Source organism: Variovorax sp. 350MFTsu5.1 (assembly GCF_048302515.1).
Lineage (GTDB): Bacteria > Pseudomonadota > Gammaproteobacteria > Burkholderiales > Burkholderiaceae_C > Variovorax > Variovorax guangxiensis.
Genome location: NZ_CP157620.1, coordinates 6,795,498 through 6,814,000 on the forward strand (window position 1 = coordinate 6,795,498; position 18,503 = coordinate 6,814,000).

Sequence of the window (18,503 nt, forward strand, 5' to 3'; positions counted from 1 at the left end):
GACCCGGCCGCTGAACGCAGGTGTGCGCGTGCGTAACCGCCTGCACGCCGCCGGCCGCCATTCGCTGCGGCGCTATTCGATCGCCACGCCGCCTTCCTTCACCAGCTTCGCGAACTTGGCCGTCTCCTCGCGGATCTGCCGCGCCATTTCCTCCTGCGTGCCGCCCAGCGGCTCGGCGCCGATGGCCTGCATGCGCTGCGCGAAGTCGGGCGAATGGATGATCTTCACCATCTCGGCGTTCAGCCGCGCCACGATCTCCTTCGGCGTGGCCGCCGGCGCGAGCACGCCGAACCAGGTGCCGATGTCGAAGCCCTTGAGCCCGGCCTCCTCCAGCGTCGGCACCTCGGGCAGCACCGACGAGCGCCGCGCGGTGGTCACGGCCAGCGCGCGCAGCTTGCCGCCCTTGATGTGCTGCAGCACAGGCGTGATGGTGTCGAAGGACATCGCCACCTGCCCGCCGAGCAGGTCGGTGGTCAGCGGCCCGCTTCCCTTGTAGGGCACGTGCAGCAGCTTCGCGCCGGTGCTGGCCTGGAACTGCGTGCCGATCAGGTGCTGCGCCGTGCCGTTGCCGTTGGAGCCGTAGGCCAGCTTCTCGGGCGCGGCCTTGGCGAGCGCCACCAGTTCGGCCACGTTCTTCGCGGGCGTGTTCACGGCGTTGACGACCAGCACGTTCGGCACCATCGCCACCACGGTGATGGGCGCCAGGTCCTTCTGGAAGTCGTAGGGCAGCTTCCTGTAGACGCTGGTGGCGATGGTGTGGTGCACCGCGCCCATCAGCAGCGTGTAGCCGTCGGGCTTTGCCTTCGCCACGTAGTCGGCGCCCAGCGTGGCGCCGGCGCCGGGCTTGCTCTCGACCACGACCGGCTGGCCCAGCGACTGCGAGAGCCTGTCGGCCAGCGCGCGGGCCAGCACGTCGGTGGTGCCGCCGGCGGGAAAGGGCACGACGAGGCTGATCGGCCGCGCTGGCCAACCAGGGGTGGACTGCGCGAAGGCGAATGCGGTGGCGCCCAGCCCCAGCGCGATAGCTGCGGCCCGCAGCACGATGCGCCGGTTGCGGCGCGCGTTCACGAAAGCGTTCATGGTCTTGTCTCCGGCTCGTTGTTCTGTGATGCGCGCATCGAGGCGCGCGGATACCGTGGAATCGCCCGTCGGATGGCTGAGGCCGGATCAGGCCGCCAGCCGCAGCGGCTCGGCCGCTATGTGCGCGCACACCGCGCGCGTCACCTGCTCGGTGGTCGCGTTGCCGCCGAGGTCGCGCGTGTGCAGCGCGGGGTTGGCCGTGACGTGCTCCACCGCCGCCATCACGCGGCGCGCGGCCTCGGCCTCGCCCAGGTGCTCCAGCAGCATCACCACCGACCAGAAGGTGCCCACCGGGTTGGCGAGCCCCTTGCCCATGATGTCGAAGGCCGAGCCGTGGATGGGCTCGAACATCGACGGGTAGCGCCGCTGCGGGTCGATGTTGCCGGTGGGCGCGATTCCCAGGCTGCCCGCGAGCGCGGCCGCGAGGTCGCTGAGGATGTCGGCGTGCAGGTTGGTGGCGACGATGGTGTCGAGCGTGGCGGGCCGGTTGACCATGCGCGCGGTCATCGCGTCCACGAGCTCCTTGTCCCAGCTCACGTCGGGGAACTCCTTGGAGACCTGCAGCGCGATCTCGTCCCACATCACCATCGCGTGGCGCTGCGCGTTGCTCTTGGTGACCACCGTGAGCAGCTTGCGAGGGCGCGAGCGCGCCAGCCCGAAGGCGAAGCGCATGACGCGCTCCACGCCCGCGCGGGTCATCATGCTCACGTCGGTGGCGGCCTCGATCGGATGGCCCTGGTGCACGCGGCCGCCGACGCCGGCGTACTCGCCCTCGGAGTTCTCGCGCACGATCACCCAGTTCAGGTCTTCCGCCCTGCAGCGCTTCAGCGGCGCGTCGATACCGGGCAGGATGCGCGTGGGCCGCACGTTGGCGTACTGGTCGAAGCCCTGGCAGATCTTCAGGCGCAGGCCCCACAGCGTGATGTGGTCGGGAATGTGCGGATCGCCCGCGGAGCCGAAAAGAATCGCGTCCTTGCCGCGCAGCGCATCGAGGCCGTCGGCCGGCATCATCTCGCCGTGCGCGCGGTACCAGTCGCCGCCCCAGCCGAAGTCCTCGAAGCTGAACTTCAGCGCGCCGCCCGAGGCCTCGGCCAGCGCCTCCATCACCTGGCGGCCTGCGGGTATCACTTCCTTGCCGATGCCGTCGCCGGGAATGGTTGCAATGCTGTAGCTGCTCATCGTCGATGTCCTTCTTCGTGTGTAGGTGCTCTGTCGGGCTCCCACTGTAGGATCGGCCGCGTCGAACGATTCACGCCGGAAGTGAATCCATCGTTAACCTGAATTCAACAATCGGATCGACCATGGCAGCCCCGGTACAGCCCGCCGACCTTGGTTTCTTCTCCACGCTCGCGGCCAGCGGCAGCCTGAGCGCGGGGGCGCGCGAGCTCGGCATCAGCACGCCCGCGGTGAGCAAGCGGCTCGCGCAGATGGAGTCGCGCCTGGGCGTCACGCTGGTGAACCGCACCACGCGGCGCATGAGCCTCACGCCCGAGGGCGAGCTCTACGTGGCGCACGCGCGCCGCATCCTCGGCGAGATCGACGACATGGCGCAGCTGCTCGGCGGCGCGAAGGGCGAGCCCCAGGGGCTGCTGCGCGTGAACGCCACGCTGGGCTTCGGGCGCAGCCACGTGGCGCCGCTGATCTCGAAGTTCGCGAAGAAGCATCCGCAGGTCGAAGTGCAGCTGCAGCTCTCGGTGAACCCGCCGCCGCTGACCGATGACGCCTTCGACGTCTGCATCCGCTTCGGCGCGCCGCCCGAGGCCCGCGTGATCGCGCGGCGCATCGCATCGAACCGGCGCCTGCTGTGCGCCTCGCCGGCCTACATCGCGCGCGCCGGGCTGCCCAAGGTGCCCAACGACCTCACGCGCCATCGGTGCATCGGCATCCGACAGGGCGACGAGGGCTACGGCATCTGGCGGCTGAGCACCGGGCGCGGCAGCGCGCAGCGCACCGAGGCGGTGAAGACGCGCGGCATGCTCAGCACCAACGACGGCGAGATCGCGGTCAACTGGGCGCTCGACGGCCACGGCATCCTGATGCGCGCCGAGTGGGACATCGCGCGCTACCTGCGCAGCGGGCGCCTCGTGCAGGTGCTCGCCGCCTACCGCACGCCCGACGCCGACATCTACGCGGTGTATCCGCAGCGCCACCAGCTGTCGGCGCGCGTGCGAACTTTCGTCGACTTCATGGCCGCTGCGCTGGGCAAAGACGACATGCCGCCCAGGGCTTGAGGCTCGATCCGACAGGGGCGAGCCTGTGTTTCTGCTACGGTGTTCCGGAACCGTCGACACCCGTTCGACACCCGTGAAAGACACTTGGAGAAAGGCCTGCCATGCCCTCGCGCGACCCGCAGATGCTGCCCCCCGCCTTCGTGCCGCCGTACCTGCTGAGCCGGCTCGCCGAAAGCGCCAGCCCGCCGTTGAGCGACTGCGCCGCCAACACGCTGACCATCGACCGCGAACATCGCGCGCTGCGCGCCCTGGTGCCGCCGGCGGCGGTCTCGAACATCACCGGCACGCCGGTGCGCCCAGCGCGGCCCGATTCGCCTGAGCGCGCCATCCACGATGCGGGCCACAAGACAGATTTGCCCGGCAGGCTGGTGCGCACCGAGGGCAAGCCCGCCACCGGCGACATCACGGCCGACGAGGCCTACGAGCACCTGGGCGCCACATGGCGGCTCTACCGCGAGGTGTACGAGCGCGACTCCATCGACGGCGCGGGCATGCCGCTGACCGGCAGCGTGCATTACGGCAGGAACTACGACAACGCCTTCTGGAACGGCGCGCAGATGGTGTTCGGCGACGGCGACGGCCAGGTCATGAACCGCTTCACCATCGCGGTGGACATCATCGGCCACGAACTCACGCACGGCGTGATCGACCACGAGGCCGCGCTCGTCTACCAGGGACAGCCCGGCGCGCTGAACGAATCGATCTGCGACGTGTTCGGCGTGCTGGTGAAGCAGCACACCCTGAAGCAGACCGCGCGGCAGGCCGACTGGCTGATCGGCGCCGGGCTCTTCATGCCCAGCGTGAAGGCGAAGGCCCTGCGCTCGATGGCCGAGCCCGGCACCGCCTACGACGACCCGGTGATCGGCAAGGACCCGCAGCCCGCGCACATGAAGGACTTCGTCTCCACCCCGCAGGACAACGGCGGCGTGCACATCAACTCGGGCATTCCGAACCGCGCCTTCTACCTGGCTGCCGTTGCCGTGGAAGGACCGGCGTGGGAGGGCGTGGGCCGCGTCTGGTACGACACGCTGCGCGACAGGCGCCTGCGCGCGGACGCCGACTTCGCGGCCTTCGCCACGCTCAGCATCGAGATGGCGTCGCGTCGCTTCGGCGCGGGCAGCGCGGTGCACAAGGCCGTGGCCGATGCATGGCTGGCCACCGGAGTGACCGAGCCATGATCCGCCTGCCGCCGCTCGATGAAGCCACCGTCGTGCGCGTGACGCGCGAAGGCGGGCTGGCCTACCTGCCGGGCCTGTCCCGGCCACGCAGCTTCCAGCTCGGCGACTGCACCGACGCGCTGCGCCAGCAGATCGGCGACGCGCTGCAAAGCGCCGTACCCCATGCCGGCCAGCCCGGCGCGACGGTGAGCGGCGGCGACCAGCGCTTCTATCGGGTCGAGGTGCTGGTGCAGGGCACCGAGGAAATCTCCGTGAGCTTCGAAGTGCCGGAAGCCGAGGCGCCCGAAGCGCTGGTGCACCTGTGGAAGGACGCGGGCACGCCCTGAAGCCGGCTCAATTGCCCGTGGCCACGGAGGCGATGAGCCACACGTTGGCCGCGCCGATCACGCCGAACAGCAGCCACGCGAGCGACTTCACCACCGGCCCGTTGGCGAAGCCGCCCATCAGCGCACGGCTGCTCGTGAAGCGGATCAGCGGCCACATCGCGAACGGCAGCTGGAAGCTCAGCACCACCTGGCTGAGCACCAACATCTTGCCCACGCCGCCGTCGCCGAACCACCACACGCCCAGCCATGCCGGGCCCAGCGCCAGCGCACGCGTGATGAGCCTGCGCTGCCAGCACGGGATCTTCAGGTCGAGGAAGCCTTCCATGATGATCTGGCCCGCGATCGTGCCGGTGAAGGTCGAGCTCTGGCCCGAAGCCAGCAGCGCGATGCCGAACAGCGTGGCAGCGATGGCGCTGCCGACGATGGGCTCCAGCAGCCGGTAGGCGTCGTCGATCTCCGTCACCTCGCGGTGGCCGGTGGCGTGGAAGGCACTGGCCGCCAGCACCATGATCGCCGCGTTGACCAGCAGCGCGAGCGAGAGCGACACCACCGCGTCGAGCGTGCAGAAGCGCACCGCCTCGCGTCGCGCGGGCTCGGTGTCGGCGATCAGGCGCGTCTGCACGATGGAGGAATGCAGGTACAGGTTGTGGGGCATCACCGTCGCGCCGACGATGCCGATGGCCAGGTACAGCGCGCCCGGCTGGTGCAGCCGCTCCAGGCTGGGCCCGAAGCCCATCGCCACGCCGAACCAGTTGGGCGGCGACATCGCGAGCTCGACGACGAAGCAGGCCGCGATGGTGCCGACGAGCCCCAGCACGATGGCCTCCACGCGCCGGAAGCCCGCGCCCTGCAGGCCCAGCACCAGCAGCGTGTCGAAGGCGGTGATGCCGATGCCCACCGGAATCGACACACCGAACAGCAGGTGCAGCGCGAGCGCGCTGCCCAGCACCTCGGCGAGGTCGCAGGCCACGATGGCGAGTTCGGCGCCCAGCCAGAGCAGGCGGTTGACGCGCGGCGAGTAATGCTCGCGGCAGGCGCGCGCCAGGTCCTTGCGTGCGACGATGCCCAGCCGCACGCACAGCGTCTGCAGCAGCATGGCAGACAGGCTCGCCAGCAGCACCACGAACAGCAGCCCGTAGCCGAAGCGCGAGCCGGCCTCGATGTCGGTGGCCCAGTTGCCCGGGTCCATGTAGCCGACCGACACCAGCAGGCCCGGGCCCGCGTAGCGCATCAGCTTCTTGAAGAAAGGCAGTTCCCGCGGGACGGCCACGCTGCCCTTGACTTCGGAAGGGCAGAAGGGCGCGGTGGCCGTGCGGGGGAGCGGGAAGAACATGCAGGCGATGATAGGGACAAGGCCGCGGCGTTGTCGCGGACCTGACCGGCACTGCCGCGCCGAATCTCTTAGATTCGACCGTCGTCATTCACCACTCATCCAACCGGAGACTTTTCAATGATCCACGTCGTCGCCGTCATCACCGCCAAGCCGGGCCAGCGCGCCAGGCTGCTCGAAGCCTTCGCCGAGAACCGCGCGGCCGTGCTGGCCGAGGCAGGCTGCATCGAGTACGGCGCCACGGTCGATGCGCAGGGCATCCCCGCGTCGAAGGCCAGCTTCGGCCCCGACACCTTCGTCGTGATCGAGAAGTGGGAAACGCTGGCGCACCTGCAGGCGCACGCGGTCGCGCCGCACATGAAGGCGCACAGCGAGAAGACGAAGGAGCTCACCGCGGGCAAGCTGATCCACGTGCTCGAGCCGGTCTGAGGCCCGTCTTAGTCCGTTCGTCCTTTCCGCTCCCGTCGCGCACCTTCCGGTTTCGCGGCATCACGCATTCGCGCGCCGCGCGATGCGTGCTACCGTCGCGCCGGGAGCACGCGCCACCGATGCACCATGCATGCATCGCGGGCCTCGTGAAGATGCAGAGAGGGGACCGAACGGATGGCGATCTTTAGTTCGCAGCAGGGCTGGCGTTTGCGCAGCCTGCTCTTGCCCGGCGCGCTGGCAGCCGCCGTTCTGGCCACCGGCTGCGCGCCATTGCTGGCGCCGCCCTACGCGGCCGACTACGAGACCCTCGACAAGCTGGAGGCCACGCGGCCCGGCCCGGTGGCCCTCGCGAAGGCGCAGCCCACCGATGCGGACGACAAGGTCAACACCGTGCGCCTGCGCAGTGCCCGGCTGCTGTCGCCCAGCGGCAGCTTCGCGCAGTACCTGCAGGACGCGATGATGCGCGACCTCAGCGAGATCTCCGTCTACGACCCGAAGGCGCCCACGCGCATCGCGGCGCGCGTGCTGGCCAACGAGATCGACCTCGGCGTGATCAACGGCACCGGCCGCATGGACGTGGAGATCACCGTCACGCGCGACGCCACGCAGCGCCTGCGCAAGACCTACCGCGCCGAGACCGCCTTCGATTCGAGCTACGCGAGCATCGTCGCGGTGCCCGCCGGGCAGGCCGCGTATCCGCGCCTCGTGCGTGCGCTGCTGCGGCAGGTGTACGCCGACCCGCAGTTCGTGGCGGCCATCGGCCGTTGATCCCCAGAGGTCAGGAGGCGCTTCGATGCAGTTCCCCTTTTCTTCTTCTCTTCCGGTGGCCATGGCGCTGTCGGCACTGCTGCTGCTCGCCGGCTGCGTGCACCCGATCACCATGATCACCGAGACCGCACCGGCTCGCTCGCAGGCGCACCTCATCCCGAAGAAGGTCGCCTACGTGATGACCGATGCGGATCGAGACCTGGAAGTGATCACCCCAGGCGGCAGCGGCGACCGGGTGAGCTACTACCCGTACCGCGACCTGGAGAAGTCGATACGCGACGCGTTGCGCGCCGTCTACCGCGACGTCGTCGTTCTGCGCACCGCCGGCGACGCGAAGGCCAACGAGGCGGCGGGCGTGTCGCTGGTGTTCTCGCCGCGCATCAAGACCGATTCGAGCTCGTCCTCATGGATCAGCTGGCCGCCGACCTCGTTCACGGCCGAGGTCTCGTGCGTGGTGACCGATGCGGCAGGCGCCGAGGTCACGCGCGTGCGCGCCGTGGGCAACGGCACGGCCGAGTTCGGGGAGTTCAAGGGCGACTTCGGGTTGGCGGCGCGACGGGCTGCGACGCGGTTGACCTCGCAGCTGAGCAGCGAGCTCCGCAGGAACGAGAAGCTGCGATGACGGCGAGCAGGAGCCCAAATAAAAAACGCGCCCGAGGGCGCGTTTTTCGTCGAGGCCGTGAAGTCTTACTTCGAGACGACCTTCACCATCTCCAGGCACTTGTTCGAGTAGCCCCACTCGTTGTCGTACCAGCTCACGAGCTTCACGAAGGTGCCGTCGAGCGCGATGCCGGCTTCGGCGTCGAAGATCGAGGTGCGCGGGTCGCCGCGGAAGTCGGTGGCCACGACCTTGTCTTCGGTGTAGCCCAGCACGCCCTTGAGCGCGCCTTCGCTCTGTGCCTTCATCTCGGCGCAGATTTCCTTGTACGTAGCTTCCTTCACCAGCTCGACCGTCAGGTCGACCACCGACACGTCGGAGGTCGGCACGCGGAAGCTCATGCCGGTGAGCTTCTTGTTGAGCTCGGGAATCACCACGCCCACGGCCTTGGCCGCGCCCGTCGACGACGGGATGATGTTTTCCAGGATGCCGCGGCCGCCGCGCCAGTCCTTGTTGCTCGGGCCGTCCACGGTCTTCTGCGTGGCGGTGGCGGCGTGCACGGTGGTCATCAGGCCGCGCTTGATGCCCCACTTGTCGTTCAGCACCTTGGCCAGCGGGGCCAGGCAGTTGGTGGTGCAGCTGGCGTTGCTGATGATGGCTTCGCCGGCGTACTTCTTGTCGTTCACGCCGTAGACGAACATGGGGGTGTCGTCCTTCGACGGTGCCGACAGGATCACCTTCTTGGCGCCCGCATCGATGTGCTTCTGCGCGGTTTCCTTGGTGAGGAAGAGGCCGGTCGACTCGAGCACGATGTCAGCGCCGACTTCGTTCCACTTCAGTTGCGCGGGGTCGCGCTCCTGCGTCAGGCGGATCTTCTTGCCGTTCACGATCAGCGTATTGCCCTCGACCGTCACTTCACCCTTGAAGCGGCCATGCACCGAGTCGTACTGGAGCATGTAGGCCAGGTAGTCGGGCTCGAGCAGGTCGTTGATGGCGACGATTTCGATGTCGTTCTTGAAGTTCTGCACGGCTGCGCGCAGCACGTTGCGACCGATGCGGCCGAAGCCGTTGATACCGAGTTTGATAGCCATCTGACTTGCTCCTAAGGTTGAAAAACTGTTGTCGTGATCCGGCGAAAGGACTCAGTCGCGCAGCGCCGCTTCCACCGTGGCGGCCACGTTCTCCGCCGTGAATCCGAAGTGCTTGAACAGCACCGGCGCGGGCGCCGATTCGCCGTACGTGTCGATGCCGACGACGGCCGCGCAGCCGTACTTCCACCAGCCGCCGGTGCAGCCCATTTCCACGGCGATGCGCGGCAGCTTCTTGGGCAGCACGGCCTTCTTGTAGGCCAGGTCCTGGCGGTCGAAGGTGGTGGTCGAGGGCATCGACACCACGCGCACGGCGATCTTCTTCTCGGCCAGCAGCTTCTGGGCTGCCAGCGCGAGCGGCACTTCGGAGCCGGTGGCGATGATGACGGCCGCCGTCTTCTTGTTCTTGAGGCCGACGTTCTCGGGCTCGGAGAGCACGTAGGCGCCGCGGCTGATGTCGCCGAGCTCGCTCTTGGGCGAGTAGGCGATGTTCTGGCGGCTCAGCAGCAGCGCGGTCGGGCGCGACTGGTTCTGCAGCGCCACGGCCCAGGCCACGGCCGTCTCGGCCGTGTCCGACGGGCGCCAGACGTCGAGGTTCGGGATCAGGCGCAGCGAGGCGGCGTGCTCGATCGACTGGTGCGTGGGGCCGTCTTCGCCCAGGCCGATGGAGTCGTGCGTGAACACGTGGATCACGCGGCGCTTCATCAGCGCGGCCATGCGGATGGCGTTGCGGCTGTAGTCGCTGAAGGTGAGGAAGGTGCCGCCGTAGGGGATGTAGCCGCCGTGCAGCGCCACGCCGTTCATGATGGCGGCCATGCCGAACTCGCGCACGCCGTAGTTGATGTGGCGGCCGATGGTGCCGTGCGGCGCTTCGGCCGGGGCTTCGGGCTTGGCTTCGTCTTCAGCGCCCTGCTTGGCAGGAACGGCCGGCACGTTCATGACCACCGAGCCGGTCTTCGGATCGAAGCGCAGTGCGGCGGTGCTCTTGGTGTTGGTGAGGTTCGAGCCGGTCAGGTCGGCGCTGCCGCCGAGCATCTCGGGCAGCGCGGCGGTGAAGGCTTCGAGCGCGAGCTGGCTGGCCTTGCGGCTGGCGACGGTCTCGGCCTTGGTGTGTGCGGCAACCACGGTGTCGAACGCGACCTGGTGGAAGTCCTTGGGCAGCTCGCCCTTCATGCGGCGGGTGAACTCCGCGGCCAGCTCGGGGTAGGCGGCGGCGTAGGCGGCGAACCTGTCGTTCCACTCGGCTTCTGTCTTGGCGCCGGCTTCCTTGTGGTCCCAGTCGGCGTACACCTCGGCCGGGATCTCGAAGGCGGGGTAGGGCCAGCCGATGGCTTCGCGGGTGAGCACGGTTTCTTCCGCGCCGAGAGCCTCGCCGTGCGCCTTGGCGGTGCCGGCGCGGTTCGGGCTGCCCTTACCGATGACAGTCTTGCAGACGATCAGCGTGGGCTTCGACTCTTCCTTCCTGGCCTTGGCGATGGCCTTGGACACCGCAGCGGCGTCGTTGCCGTCGATCGGGCCGATGACGTTCCAGCCGTAGGCCTTGAAGCGCTCTTCGGTGTTGTCGATGAACCAGGGCTTGACCTGGCCGTCGATGCTGATGCCGTTGTCGTCGTACAGCGCGATCAGCTTGTTCAGGTGCCAGGCGCCGGCCAGCGCGCAGGCTTCGTGGCTGATGCCTTCCATCATGCAGCCGTCGCCCAGGAAGACGTAGGTGTGATGGTCGACCACCGTGTGGTCCTTGCGGTTGAACTCGGCCGACAGCAGCTTCTCCGCCAGCGCGAAGCCCACCGCGTTGGTGATGCCCTGGCCCAGCGGGCCGGTGGTGGTCTCGACGCCCGGGGTCACGTCCACTTCGGGGTGGCCGGCGGTCTTGCTGTGCAGCTGGCGGAAGTTCTTGAGTTCGCCGATGGGCAGGTCGTAGCCGGTCAGGTGCAGCACCGAGTACAGCAGCATCGAGGCGTGGCCGTTCGACAGCACGAAGCGGTCGCGGTCGAACCAGTGCGGGTTGGCGGGGTTGTAGCGCAGGTGATCGCCCCAGAGTGCGACGGCCATGTCGGCCATGCCCATCGGTGCGCCCGGATGTCCGGAATTTGCTTGTTGGACGGCATCCATGGCCAGTGCGCGGATTGCGTTGGCCATCAGGGCGTGGTTTGCCATGTGCGGTGGACTTTCGGAGGGAAAAGAGGGGTTGGGGTGGGGAGAACCCGCGATTTTACCGGGCGAGCCCCGGACGCTCCCGATACGGCCTGAACACCCTTCCGATGTTCTTGTGCGTCAGGCGGACTGCTAGAGTTGCCACCCATGCACGGGCTGCACCTCACCGCCGACCTCCACGACTGCCAATGCGGCCCCCAGTGGCTCACCGACCGCGACGCGCTGGGGGCCGTCTGCCTCAAGGCGGTGGCGGCCGCCGGGCTGCAGGCGGTGGGCAAGCTGATCCACGGCTTCCCGGCCACGCCGCAAGGGCCGGGCGGCGTCACGGCCACGGTGCTGCTGGCCGAATCTCACCTGTGCATCCACACCTGGCCCGAGCAGCGCGGCGTGACGCTGGACGTGTACGTCTGCAACTTCAGCGGCGACCACTCGGCCAAGGCGCATGCGCTGATGGAGTGCCTGGTGTCGCTGTTCCAGCCCCGGCACAGCGAGCGCAACGAACTGCAGCGCGGACGGGTCGCGGCGTGAGCGGCAACGCGGTGCGCGCCATGATCCTGGCCGCCGGGCGCGGCGAGCGCATGCGGCCGCTGACCGACAGCACTCCCAAGCCCCTGCTGGAGGTACACGGCAAACCCCTGATGCAATGGCCGATGGAAGCGCTGGCCGCCGGCGGATTCACGGAACTGGTCGTCAACACCGACTGGCTGGGCGCGCAGATTTCAGATCGCTTCGGTTTGAATCCCAAGCTGGCCGGGCCTTCTGCGCTATCGATTTCATACTCCGACGAGGGCCGCGACTTCGGCGGCGCGCTGGAGACGGCCGGCGGCATCGTGCGCGCGCTGCCCCTGCTGGGCGACGTGTTCTGGGTCGCGGCCGGCGACGTGTTCGCGCCCGGATTCGCCTTCACGCAGGCCTCGGTCGACCGTTTCATGGCCGGCGGCAGGCTCGCGCATCTCTGGCTGGTGCCGAACCCCGCGCACAACCCGAAGGGCGATTTCGGCCTCTCGCCGGAGGGCCTCGCGCTCAACACCGCCGCCGAGAAGTACACCTTCTCGACCATCGGCCTGTACCGGGCCGCGCTCTTCGCACCGCCCTACTGCGACATCCCGGGCGGCAACCCGGCCGGCCGCAAGGCCCCATTGGCGCCGATCCTGCGCGCCGCGATGGACAATGAACTCGTGAGCGCAGAGCTCTACACCGGCCCCTGGACCGATGTGGGAACCCCCGAACGGCTCGCCCAACTGAACACGCCAACAAGATGACCGCAGCAGACATCGCCACCACGATCTACGCCGAGCGCCGCGCGCGCCTCGCCTCGCAACTCGGCAAGGACGGCATCGCCATCATCCCGACCGCGCCCGAGCGGCCGCGCAACCGCGACACCGACTTCCTCTACCGCCACGACAGCTACTTCTATTACCTGACCGGCTTCACCGAGCCCAACGCCTGGCTGGTGCTGGCGGGCGACGGCCGCGCCACGCTGTTCTGCGCGCCCAAGGACATCGAGCGCGAGATCTGGGACGGCTACCGCCTGGGGCCCGACGCGGCGCCCGCGGCGCTGGGCGTCGACGAGGCCTTCCCGGTCACCGAACTCGACGCGAAGCTGCCCAAGCTGCTGGAGAACCGCGCCACCGTGTGGTTTCCCTTCGCCATCCACAAGGGCCTGGAAAGCCGCGTCGACGGCTGGCTGCAGTCGGTGCGCGCGCGAGTGCGTTATGGCGCGCTGTGCCCCGACGAGCAGCGCGACCTGTGCGGCCCGCTCGACGAGATGCGCCTGGTCAAGGACGCGCACGAGCAGGACATCATGCGCCGCGCCGCGCAGATCAGCGCCCGCGCGCACGTGCGCGCGATGCAGCTGTCGGCCCGCATGCTGCGCGAAGGCAAGGATGCGCGCGAGTACCACCTCGACGCCGAGCTGCTGCATGAATTCCGCCTCGGCGGCTCGCAATATCCGGCGTACTACTCCATCGTCGCGGCAGGCGCCAATGCCTGCGTGCTGCACTACCGTGCCGACGCCGCGCCCGTGCGCAAGGGCGAACTGGTGCTGATCGACGCCGGCTGCGAGCTCGACGGCTACGCCAGCGACATCACCCGCACCTTCCCCGCCGACGGCAAGTTCAGCGGCCCGCAGCGCGCGCTGTACGACCTCGTGCTCGCCAGCCAGGACGCGGCGGCTGCCGCCACCAGGGCCGGCAACCGCTTCAACGACCCGCACGACGCGGCGGTGCGGGTGCTCGCGCAGGGCATGCTCGACTTCGGCCTGCTCGATGCCAACAAGGTCGGCAGCGTCGACGACGTGATCGACAAGCGCGCCTACTTCCAGTTCTACATGCACCGCACCGGCCACTGGCTCGGCATGGACGTGCACGACTGCGGCAGCTACGTCGAGCCCACCCAGGTGGGCGAGGTGAGCGAGCGCAAGGACCCGCTGTCGAACGAAGTCATCAAGAACCGCCCCAGCCGCATCCTGCACCCCGGCATGGTGCTGACGCTGGAGCCCGGCATCTACGTGCGTCCCGCCGAGGGCGTGCCCGAGCAGTTCCACAACATCGGCATTCGCATCGAGGACGACGCGATCGTCACCGCCACCGGCTGCGAACTCATTTCGCGCGGCGTGCCGGTGAAGGCGGACGAGATCGAGGCGCTGATGCGGGCCTGACCGCCCGCTGCGACACCGGCGGCTGCGCGTGCCGCGCCTGCAGGAAGTCGATGAACACCCGCAGCTTGCGCGGCATCTGCGCGCGGCTCGGGTAGTAGAGATAGAAGCCCGGAAAGGTCGGCCACCAGGGCTCCAGCAGCGGCACGAGGCGGCCGCTGGCGAAGTCTTCGCGCACCGCGCCTTCGAACGATGTGGCAATGCCCGCGCCCGAACGCGCGGCCGCGAGCAGCAGGTCTGCGTCGTTGCTGACGAGCGGGCCTGCGAGCTCCACGTCGAGCACGCGCCCGTCCTGCGCGTACTCCCAGCGGTAGAGGCCGCCGGTGGTCAGGCGGTAGTTCAGGCAGCGGTGCTCGCGCAGGTCCTCGGGCGTGCGCGGCGGCTTGCGCCCCTTCAGGTAGCTGGGCGCCGCGTACGTCACCATGCGCAGCGGCCCGCCCACCGGCACGGCCACCACATCCTGCGCGAGGCTTTCGCCCAGGCGGATGCCGGCGTCGAAGCCGCCTTCCACCAGGTCGACCATGCGGTTGTCGCAGACGAACTCGAGCGTGATGTCCGGATAGGCGTTGGCGAACGCGCCGAAGTGCGGAAAGAAGAGCAGCTCCGCCGCCACGCGCGAGACGTTCAGGCGCAGCAGGCCTGCCGGCTTGTCGCGCGCCTCGTCGATGCCTTCGACCGCCTGCGCGAGCGCGGCCAGGCCCTGTTGCGCACCCACGAGGAACTGCTGGCCCAGCTCCGTCACGCCGACGCGGCGCGTGGTGCGGTCCAGCAGGCGCACACCGAGCTTCTGCTCCAGCGTGCGCACGGTCTGCGAAAGGGCCGATGGCGACAGGCCCAGCTCCTGCGCGGCGCGCGTGAAGCTGGCGTGGTGCGCCACGCGGGCGAAGGCGGCGATGGCGGGCAGCAGTTCGGGCGACATGGCGGCCATTATGAAGACTGGCTTCATAAAGCATTCGCTCCAACAGGCTTTTTCCAAAGCAATCGCGCAAATACCTTCCAGGTCATGGCGATGCGGCCCTCGCGTCGCCGCCTTCAACCTCGAAACGCACGCACGAAAGGAATCTGCATCATGAAGCTGGACGACTACATCACCCTCGGCCGCTCGGGCCTGCGCGTCAGCCCCATGTCGCTGGGCACCATGACCTTCGGCCAGGAATGGGGCTGGGGCGCCGACGCGGGCGAGTCGCGCCGCATGTTCGATCTCTACGTCGAGCGCGGCGGCAACCTCATCGACACCGCCAACTTCTATACCAACGGCAGCTCGGAAAAGCTGCTGGGCCAGTTCATCGCCGACCGACGCGAGTCGGTGGTGGTGGCCACCAAGTACTCGCTGAACATGCAGCCGGGCAACCCCAACGCGGGCGGCAACCACCGCCGCAACATGGTGCGCTCGGTGGAGGCCAGCCTGAAGCGGCTGGGCACCGACTACATCGACCTGCTGTACCTGCACATCTGGGACGGGCTCACGCCCTTCGAGGAAGTGATGCGCGCCTTCGACGACCTCGTGCGCGCGGGCAAGGTGCTGTACGCGGGCATCTCCGACACGCCGGCCTGGCAGATCGCGCGCATGCAGACGCTGGCCGAGCTGCGCGGCTGGGCGCCGCTGGTCGCGCTGCAGATCGAGTACAGCCTGATCGAGCGCACCGTGGAGCGCGAGTTGCTGCCGATGGCGCAGGAACTCGGCCTGGGCGTGCTGGCATGGTCGCCGCTGGGCAGCGGCGTGCTCTCGGGCAAGTACACGCGCGCCGACCTCGATCATCGCAACGCCCCGGCCTCGGGCGTGAAGGGTTCGCGCAAGGACGTGGCCGTGGGCAACGGCGCGCTCAGCGCCCGCTCGCTGGAGATCGCAGAAGCGGTGGGGCAGGTCGCACGGGAGCAGGGCCGGCCGAGCGCGCAGATCGCGCTGGCGTGGCTGCTGCAGCGCCGCGCGCCGACGGTGATGCCGATCATCGGCGCGCGCACCTTCGCGCAGTTCGAGGACAACCTCGGCGCGCTCGAGGTTCAGCTCGACGCCGATGCGCTGCAGCGCCTGGAAGCGGCCAGCGCCGTGTCGATGGGCTTCCCGCACGACTTCATGGCGCTGCCGATGACGCAGGGTGTGCTCTCGGGCGGCAGCTCGGTGCGGCGGCCCGCATGAAGCCGCGCGGCTCTATGTATCGGCGGTGGAAGGCGCGATGAGCGGGCAGGCGCTGCGCACAGCCCCGGTCACGGCGTGAGCGACGCGGACGACGGCGGCAAGAGGCTCGCCAGCAGGCTGCACAGCGCGACGGCCGTGGCCACGAACGCGATCCAGTGAAAGCGGCGCGGCGCATAGCTGAGCAGCCCCACGGTCGACCACGCAGCCGCCGTGAGCGTACCCAGCCAGAGCACCCAGCCGATCGCGCTGCCCGCCGCGCGCAGGCTGGCGCCCAGCGACACGCACAGCAGCAGCGCTCCGCCGAGCTGCAGCCAGCGTCGCCACGGGCCCGGCGTGCTGCCTCGGCCGTAGACGTCCTCGCTGTGGCGGTCCATCGCGAGGCTCAGCGCGCAGAAGCCCGCGAGCGATGCGGCGAACACGAGGGAGAGGAGGGACGAATCCATTACCGTCACGAACCCTGGCCCGACGGGGCGAGCGTCGACGACTGCTGCGGCTGTTGTGGCGATGGCGGCGGTTTCTTCTCTACCTGCTGCCTTGCAGCCATCGACTTGCGCCGCTTGCGCTCGACGATCCACACCGCGCCCGCGAACCCCAGGCCCAGCGCGATCGCGACGAGGTCGAAGCCCGCCACCGCGCTCGGTCCGGCGCGCAGGCTGACGGTCAGCGGCGCAGGACCGGTGAACGCATTGAGCACCGGCAGCAGAACGAAGAGCAACGCGCTAGCCGCGAGCTGTGCCTGCCACATGCGCAGCGTGGGCCGCAGCAGGCCGAGCACTGCGGCCGCGCCCCAGACGATGAAGAACCAGCGGATCTCCGCCTCGCCGCGCTCGGCCATGCCCACCGGCAACAGGCGGTTGGCCCAGAAGAAGGAAGCCATCGCGACGGGCAGGCCGGCGATGGCGCCGAGGTTCAGGCCGTCGACCAGCCGCAGCCCGATGCTCACGCGCCCACCCTGCTTGAGCGTCTTCGCGAACTTCTGGCGCTCCTTCACGGCCCACAGCAGAAGTCCCGTCGCCACCATCAGGCAGCCCGCGAGCCCCGAGAGGAAGAAAAGCGCGCGCAGCAGCGGATCACCGAAGCGCGCGATGTGCAGGCCATAGAGCACGCCGCGCGTTTCGGCCGCGGGCTTGGGCACGTCGCCGTAGGCGCCGATCAGCGCGCCGGTGGTGCCGTTGAAAAGCATCGATGGCTTGTCGTAGGAGAGCTGCGGCCCCTCGGCGCGGGTGAGCGCGACGACCGCGTTGGCGTCGTTGGGCTGGTGCACGGTGACGCGACCGACGGGAGCGCCGTTCCAGTGCGCGGAGGCCTGCGCCATCATCGGCGCGATGGGCGCGAGCGGGACCCTGTTGCCCGAGGCCTTGACCTGGTCGCGGCCGCCGCCGGGAAAGACCTCGGAGAAGAAGGCCTGCTCGCCGCCGCGATCCTTGTAGGCCGCCTGCGGCGCCCAGGGCATGTACATGAACATCAGCGTGACCAGGCCCGTGTACGTGATCATCAGGTGGTAGGGCAGCGCGAGCACCGCCGTCACGTTGTGCGCGTCGAGCCAGGAGCGCTGGCCCTTCTTCGGGCGGAAGGTGAAGAAGTCCTTGAAGATGCGCCTGTGCGTGACGATGCCGCTGAAGATCGCCACCAGCATGAACATCGCGCAGAAGCCGACGATCCATCGCGCCCACAGCGCGGGCATGTAGTGCAGGTCGAAATGCAGGCGGTAGAAGAACTCGCCGCCGCGCGTGGCGCGAGCGGCGGTGAGTGCCTCGCCGGTGGCGGGGTCGAGCGAGACACGGTCGAAGCGGCGGCGCGGCTTGTCGCCGGGGGCAGCAGTCGAGGCGGGCGTGGCGAGAAACAGCACGTCGGTCGACGGCTGGCGCTCGGTCGGCAGGTTGATGAACCAGCGCGGGCTGCCGGCGCCGTGCTTCTGGAGATAGGCCACCGCGCCCTCGGCCGCCTGGGCCGGCGGAACCTCCGTGCGTGCGGCTGCCGCGTGCAGCTCCGGCTTCATCCAGAACGTGATCTCGTCCTTGAAGTACGAGGCCGTGCCGGCCGCGAACACCATGAACAGCACCCAGCCGACCAGCAGGCCCGACCAGGTGTGAAGCCATGCCATCGACTGGCGGAAGCCCTCCTTCACGCGGCGCCTCCGGTGGCATGCATGAGCCACGCGAGCAGGCCCAGCACGGCCGCGGCAGCGGCGAGGCCCGCCCACGCACGCGATGCCGTACGCGCCGCGAAGACCCACATCACCGCGAACGCGAAGACGGCGAAGGAAGCGAGCAGGCCGGTCATCGTGGCCTCGCTGCGGGCCATGCCGAAGATGGCGGGCAGGCACAGCGCGAGCACGACGGAAGACAGCGCGGCGACGCCGTAGCCGCCTGCGATAGCGGCTACGGCGCGCGAAGCCACGCTCAGGCGGTAACGAACGCCCGCGGTCACGACGTGCGCCGGACGGCGTGCGAGGTCGTTCGGAGATTCATGGAAAAGGGGAGGAGAGATCCTGGAAGATGAGAATGATACTCATCTGGAAAGAACTT

General features: G+C 69.0%; 19 protein-coding genes. 10 read left to right on the forward strand and 9 right to left on the reverse strand.

Translation table 11 applies throughout. From position 1 onward, the window contains the following. Positions 1–72: 72 nt before the first annotated feature. Both ABL843_RS31055 and ABL843_RS31060 read right to left on the reverse strand, forming a co-directional pair. Positions 73–1,080 (reverse strand): tripartite tricarboxylate transporter substrate binding protein, encoded by a 1,008-nt coding sequence (locus ABL843_RS31055; RefSeq protein ID WP_418118530.1) that lies wholly within the window; start codon positions 1,078–1,080, stop codon positions 73–75. 87 nt (positions 1,081–1,167) lie between these two features. Then, complete coding sequence (locus ABL843_RS31060; RefSeq protein ID WP_418118531.1) at positions 1,168–2,259, reverse strand: tartrate dehydrogenase; 1,092 nt, start codon at positions 2,257–2,259, stop codon at positions 1,168–1,170. A gap of 122 nt (positions 2,260–2,381) precedes the next feature. Here ABL843_RS31060 and ABL843_RS31065 point away from each other — a divergent pair, with 122 nt between their 5' ends. The 3 genes from ABL843_RS31065 (at position 2,382) to ABL843_RS31075 (ending at position 4,815) form a co-directional block, all read left to right on the forward strand. Further along, positions 2,382–3,311, forward strand: coding sequence for a LysR family transcriptional regulator (locus ABL843_RS31065; protein WP_418118532.1), 930 nt, complete (start codon positions 2,382–2,384; stop codon positions 3,309–3,311). A gap of 101 nt (positions 3,312–3,412) precedes the next feature. Continuing rightward, the gene (locus tag ABL843_RS31070; RefSeq protein ID WP_418118533.1) at positions 3,413–4,489 is read left to right on the forward strand and encodes a M4 family metallopeptidase; all 1,077 of its coding nucleotides are present in this window, start codon (positions 3,413–3,415) and stop codon (positions 4,487–4,489) included. After that, entirely contained in the window at positions 4,486–4,815 is a 330-nt protein-coding gene (locus ABL843_RS31075; protein WP_418118534.1) for a protealysin inhibitor emfourin, read from the forward strand. The genes ABL843_RS31070 and ABL843_RS31075 overlap by 4 nt, the downstream gene beginning before the upstream one ends. Before the next feature lie 7 nt (positions 4,816–4,822). Here the strand turns inward: ABL843_RS31075 and ABL843_RS31080 are convergent, their stop codons facing one another. Further along, complete coding sequence (locus ABL843_RS31080) at positions 4,823–6,148, reverse strand: Nramp family divalent metal transporter (protein ID WP_418118535.1); 1,326 nt, start codon at positions 6,146–6,148, stop codon at positions 4,823–4,825. 117 nt (positions 6,149–6,265) lie between these two features. Here ABL843_RS31080 and ABL843_RS31085 point away from each other — a divergent pair, with 117 nt between their 5' ends. The 3 genes from ABL843_RS31085 to ABL843_RS31095 all read left to right on the forward strand — a co-directional run bounded on the left by ABL843_RS31085 (position 6,266) and on the right by ABL843_RS31095 (position 7,964). Then, entirely contained in the window at positions 6,266–6,574 is a 309-nt protein-coding gene (locus tag ABL843_RS31085; protein ID WP_126020947.1) for a putative quinol monooxygenase, read from the forward strand. Between the two features lie 174 nt (positions 6,575–6,748). Continuing rightward, on the forward strand, positions 6,749–7,342 hold the full coding sequence (locus ABL843_RS31090) for a hypothetical protein (RefSeq protein ID WP_418118536.1): 594 nt from the start codon (positions 6,749–6,751) through the stop codon (positions 7,340–7,342). Positions 7,343–7,367: 25 nt separating this feature from the next. Then, on the forward strand, positions 7,368–7,964 hold the full coding sequence (locus tag ABL843_RS31095; protein WP_418118537.1) for a hypothetical protein: 597 nt from the start codon (positions 7,368–7,370) through the stop codon (positions 7,962–7,964). Positions 7,965–8,029: 65 nt separating this feature from the next. On the opposite strand, the gene gap is transcribed toward ABL843_RS31095, so the two are convergent. After that, positions 8,030–9,031 carry a type I glyceraldehyde-3-phosphate dehydrogenase gene (gene gap / locus ABL843_RS31100; RefSeq protein WP_176665341.1) on the reverse strand — a complete coding sequence of 334 codons (1,002 nt, stop codon included), beginning with the start codon at positions 9,029–9,031 and terminating at the stop codon, positions 8,030–8,032. Positions 9,032–9,082: 51 nt separating this feature from the next. After that, positions 9,083–11,185 (reverse strand): transketolase family protein, encoded by a 2,103-nt coding sequence (locus ABL843_RS31105; protein ID WP_418118538.1) that lies wholly within the window; start codon positions 11,183–11,185, stop codon positions 9,083–9,085. A 144-nt stretch (positions 11,186–11,329) separates the two neighbouring features. On the opposite strand from ABL843_RS31105, the gene speD reads away from it, so the two are divergent. The 3 genes from speD to ABL843_RS31120 are packed head-to-tail and all read left to right on the forward strand — an operon-like array spanning position 11,330 to position 13,841. Next, on the forward strand, positions 11,330–11,710 hold the full coding sequence (gene speD, locus ABL843_RS31110; RefSeq protein WP_019653741.1) for an adenosylmethionine decarboxylase: 381 nt from the start codon (positions 11,330–11,332) through the stop codon (positions 11,708–11,710). Between the two features lie 20 nt (positions 11,711–11,730). Continuing rightward, entirely contained in the window at positions 11,731–12,444 is a 714-nt protein-coding gene (locus ABL843_RS31115) for a nucleotidyltransferase family protein (protein ID WP_418120540.1), read from the forward strand. Next, positions 12,441–13,841 (forward strand): aminopeptidase P N-terminal domain-containing protein, encoded by a 1,401-nt coding sequence (locus ABL843_RS31120; protein WP_418118539.1) that lies wholly within the window; start codon positions 12,441–12,443, stop codon positions 13,839–13,841. Before ABL843_RS31115 ends, ABL843_RS31120 begins: the two co-directional genes overlap by 4 nt. Here ABL843_RS31120 and ABL843_RS31125 read toward each other — a convergent pair. Further along, positions 13,783–14,757 (reverse strand): LysR family transcriptional regulator, encoded by a 975-nt coding sequence (locus ABL843_RS31125; RefSeq protein WP_418118540.1) that lies wholly within the window; start codon positions 14,755–14,757, stop codon positions 13,783–13,785. The two genes, ABL843_RS31120 and ABL843_RS31125, sit on opposite strands and share 59 nt — an antisense overlap. A gap of 150 nt (positions 14,758–14,907) precedes the next feature. Here ABL843_RS31125 and ABL843_RS31130 point away from each other — a divergent pair, with 150 nt between their 5' ends. After that, positions 14,908–15,975: an aldo/keto reductase gene (locus ABL843_RS31130; protein WP_418118541.1), complete on the forward strand. Its 1,068-nt coding sequence runs from the start codon at positions 14,908–14,910 to the stop codon at positions 15,973–15,975. 68 nt (positions 15,976–16,043) lie between these two features. On the opposite strand, the gene ABL843_RS31135 is transcribed toward ABL843_RS31130, so the two are convergent. Genes ABL843_RS31135 through ABL843_RS31145 form a run of 3 tightly spaced genes read right to left on the reverse strand, consistent with a single transcriptional unit; the run spans position 16,044 to position 18,405 of the window. Next, on the reverse strand, positions 16,044–16,418 hold the full coding sequence (locus ABL843_RS31135; RefSeq protein ID WP_418118542.1) for a DUF3325 domain-containing protein: 375 nt from the start codon (positions 16,416–16,418) through the stop codon (positions 16,044–16,046). 5 nt (positions 16,419–16,423) lie between these two features. Beyond that, positions 16,424–18,103, reverse strand: a complete 1,680-nt coding sequence (locus ABL843_RS31140; RefSeq protein ID WP_418118543.1) for a PepSY-associated TM helix domain-containing protein — start codon at positions 18,101–18,103, stop codon at positions 16,424–16,426. Continuing rightward, positions 18,100–18,405 (reverse strand): DUF3649 domain-containing protein, encoded by a 306-nt coding sequence (locus ABL843_RS31145; protein ID WP_418118544.1) that lies wholly within the window; start codon positions 18,403–18,405, stop codon positions 18,100–18,102. The genes ABL843_RS31140 and ABL843_RS31145 overlap by 4 nt, the downstream gene beginning before the upstream one ends. Positions 18,406–18,503 lie beyond the last annotated feature (98 nt).

Bases quoted from the DNA above. Each gene is read 5' to 3' on its own strand.
- ABL843_RS31055 (WP_418118530.1), bottom strand. From the start codon at position 1,080: ATGAACGCTTTCGTGAACGCGCGCCGCAACCGGCGCATCGTGCTGCGG.
- ABL843_RS31120 (WP_418118539.1), top strand. From the start codon at position 12,441: ATGACCGCAGCAGACATCGCCACCACGATCTACGCCGAGCGCCGCGCG.
- ABL843_RS31060 (WP_418118531.1), bottom strand. From the start codon at position 2,259: ATGAGCAGCTACAGCATTGCAACCATTCCCGGCGACGGCATCGGCAAG.
- ABL843_RS31135 (WP_418118542.1), bottom strand. From the start codon at position 16,418: ATGGATTCGTCCCTCCTCTCCCTCGTGTTCGCCGCATCGCTCGCGGGC.
- ABL843_RS31085 (WP_126020947.1), top strand. From the start codon at position 6,266: ATGATCCACGTCGTCGCCGTCATCACCGCCAAGCCGGGCCAGCGCGCC.
- ABL843_RS31090 (WP_418118536.1), top strand. From the start codon at position 6,749: ATGGCGATCTTTAGTTCGCAGCAGGGCTGGCGTTTGCGCAGCCTGCTC.
- ABL843_RS31125 (WP_418118540.1), bottom strand. From the start codon at position 14,757: ATGTCGCCCGAACTGCTGCCCGCCATCGCCGCCTTCGCCCGCGTGGCG.
- ABL843_RS31130 (WP_418118541.1), top strand. From the start codon at position 14,908: ATGAAGCTGGACGACTACATCACCCTCGGCCGCTCGGGCCTGCGCGTC.
- ABL843_RS31075 (WP_418118534.1), top strand. From the start codon at position 4,486: ATGATCCGCCTGCCGCCGCTCGATGAAGCCACCGTCGTGCGCGTGACG.
- ABL843_RS31115 (WP_418120540.1), top strand. From the start codon at position 11,731: ATGATCCTGGCCGCCGGGCGCGGCGAGCGCATGCGGCCGCTGACCGAC.
- speD (WP_019653741.1), top strand. From the start codon at position 11,330: ATGCACGGGCTGCACCTCACCGCCGACCTCCACGACTGCCAATGCGGC.
- ABL843_RS31070 (WP_418118533.1), top strand. From the start codon at position 3,413: ATGCCCTCGCGCGACCCGCAGATGCTGCCCCCCGCCTTCGTGCCGCCG.
- ABL843_RS31065 (WP_418118532.1), top strand. From the start codon at position 2,382: ATGGCAGCCCCGGTACAGCCCGCCGACCTTGGTTTCTTCTCCACGCTC.
- ABL843_RS31105 (WP_418118538.1), bottom strand. From the start codon at position 11,185: ATGGCAAACCACGCCCTGATGGCCAACGCAATCCGCGCACTGGCCATG.
- ABL843_RS31095 (WP_418118537.1), top strand. From the start codon at position 7,368: ATGCAGTTCCCCTTTTCTTCTTCTCTTCCGGTGGCCATGGCGCTGTCG.
- ABL843_RS31080 (WP_418118535.1), bottom strand. From the start codon at position 6,148: ATGTTCTTCCCGCTCCCCCGCACGGCCACCGCGCCCTTCTGCCCTTCC.
- gap (WP_176665341.1), bottom strand. From the start codon at position 9,031: ATGGCTATCAAACTCGGTATCAACGGCTTCGGCCGCATCGGTCGCAAC.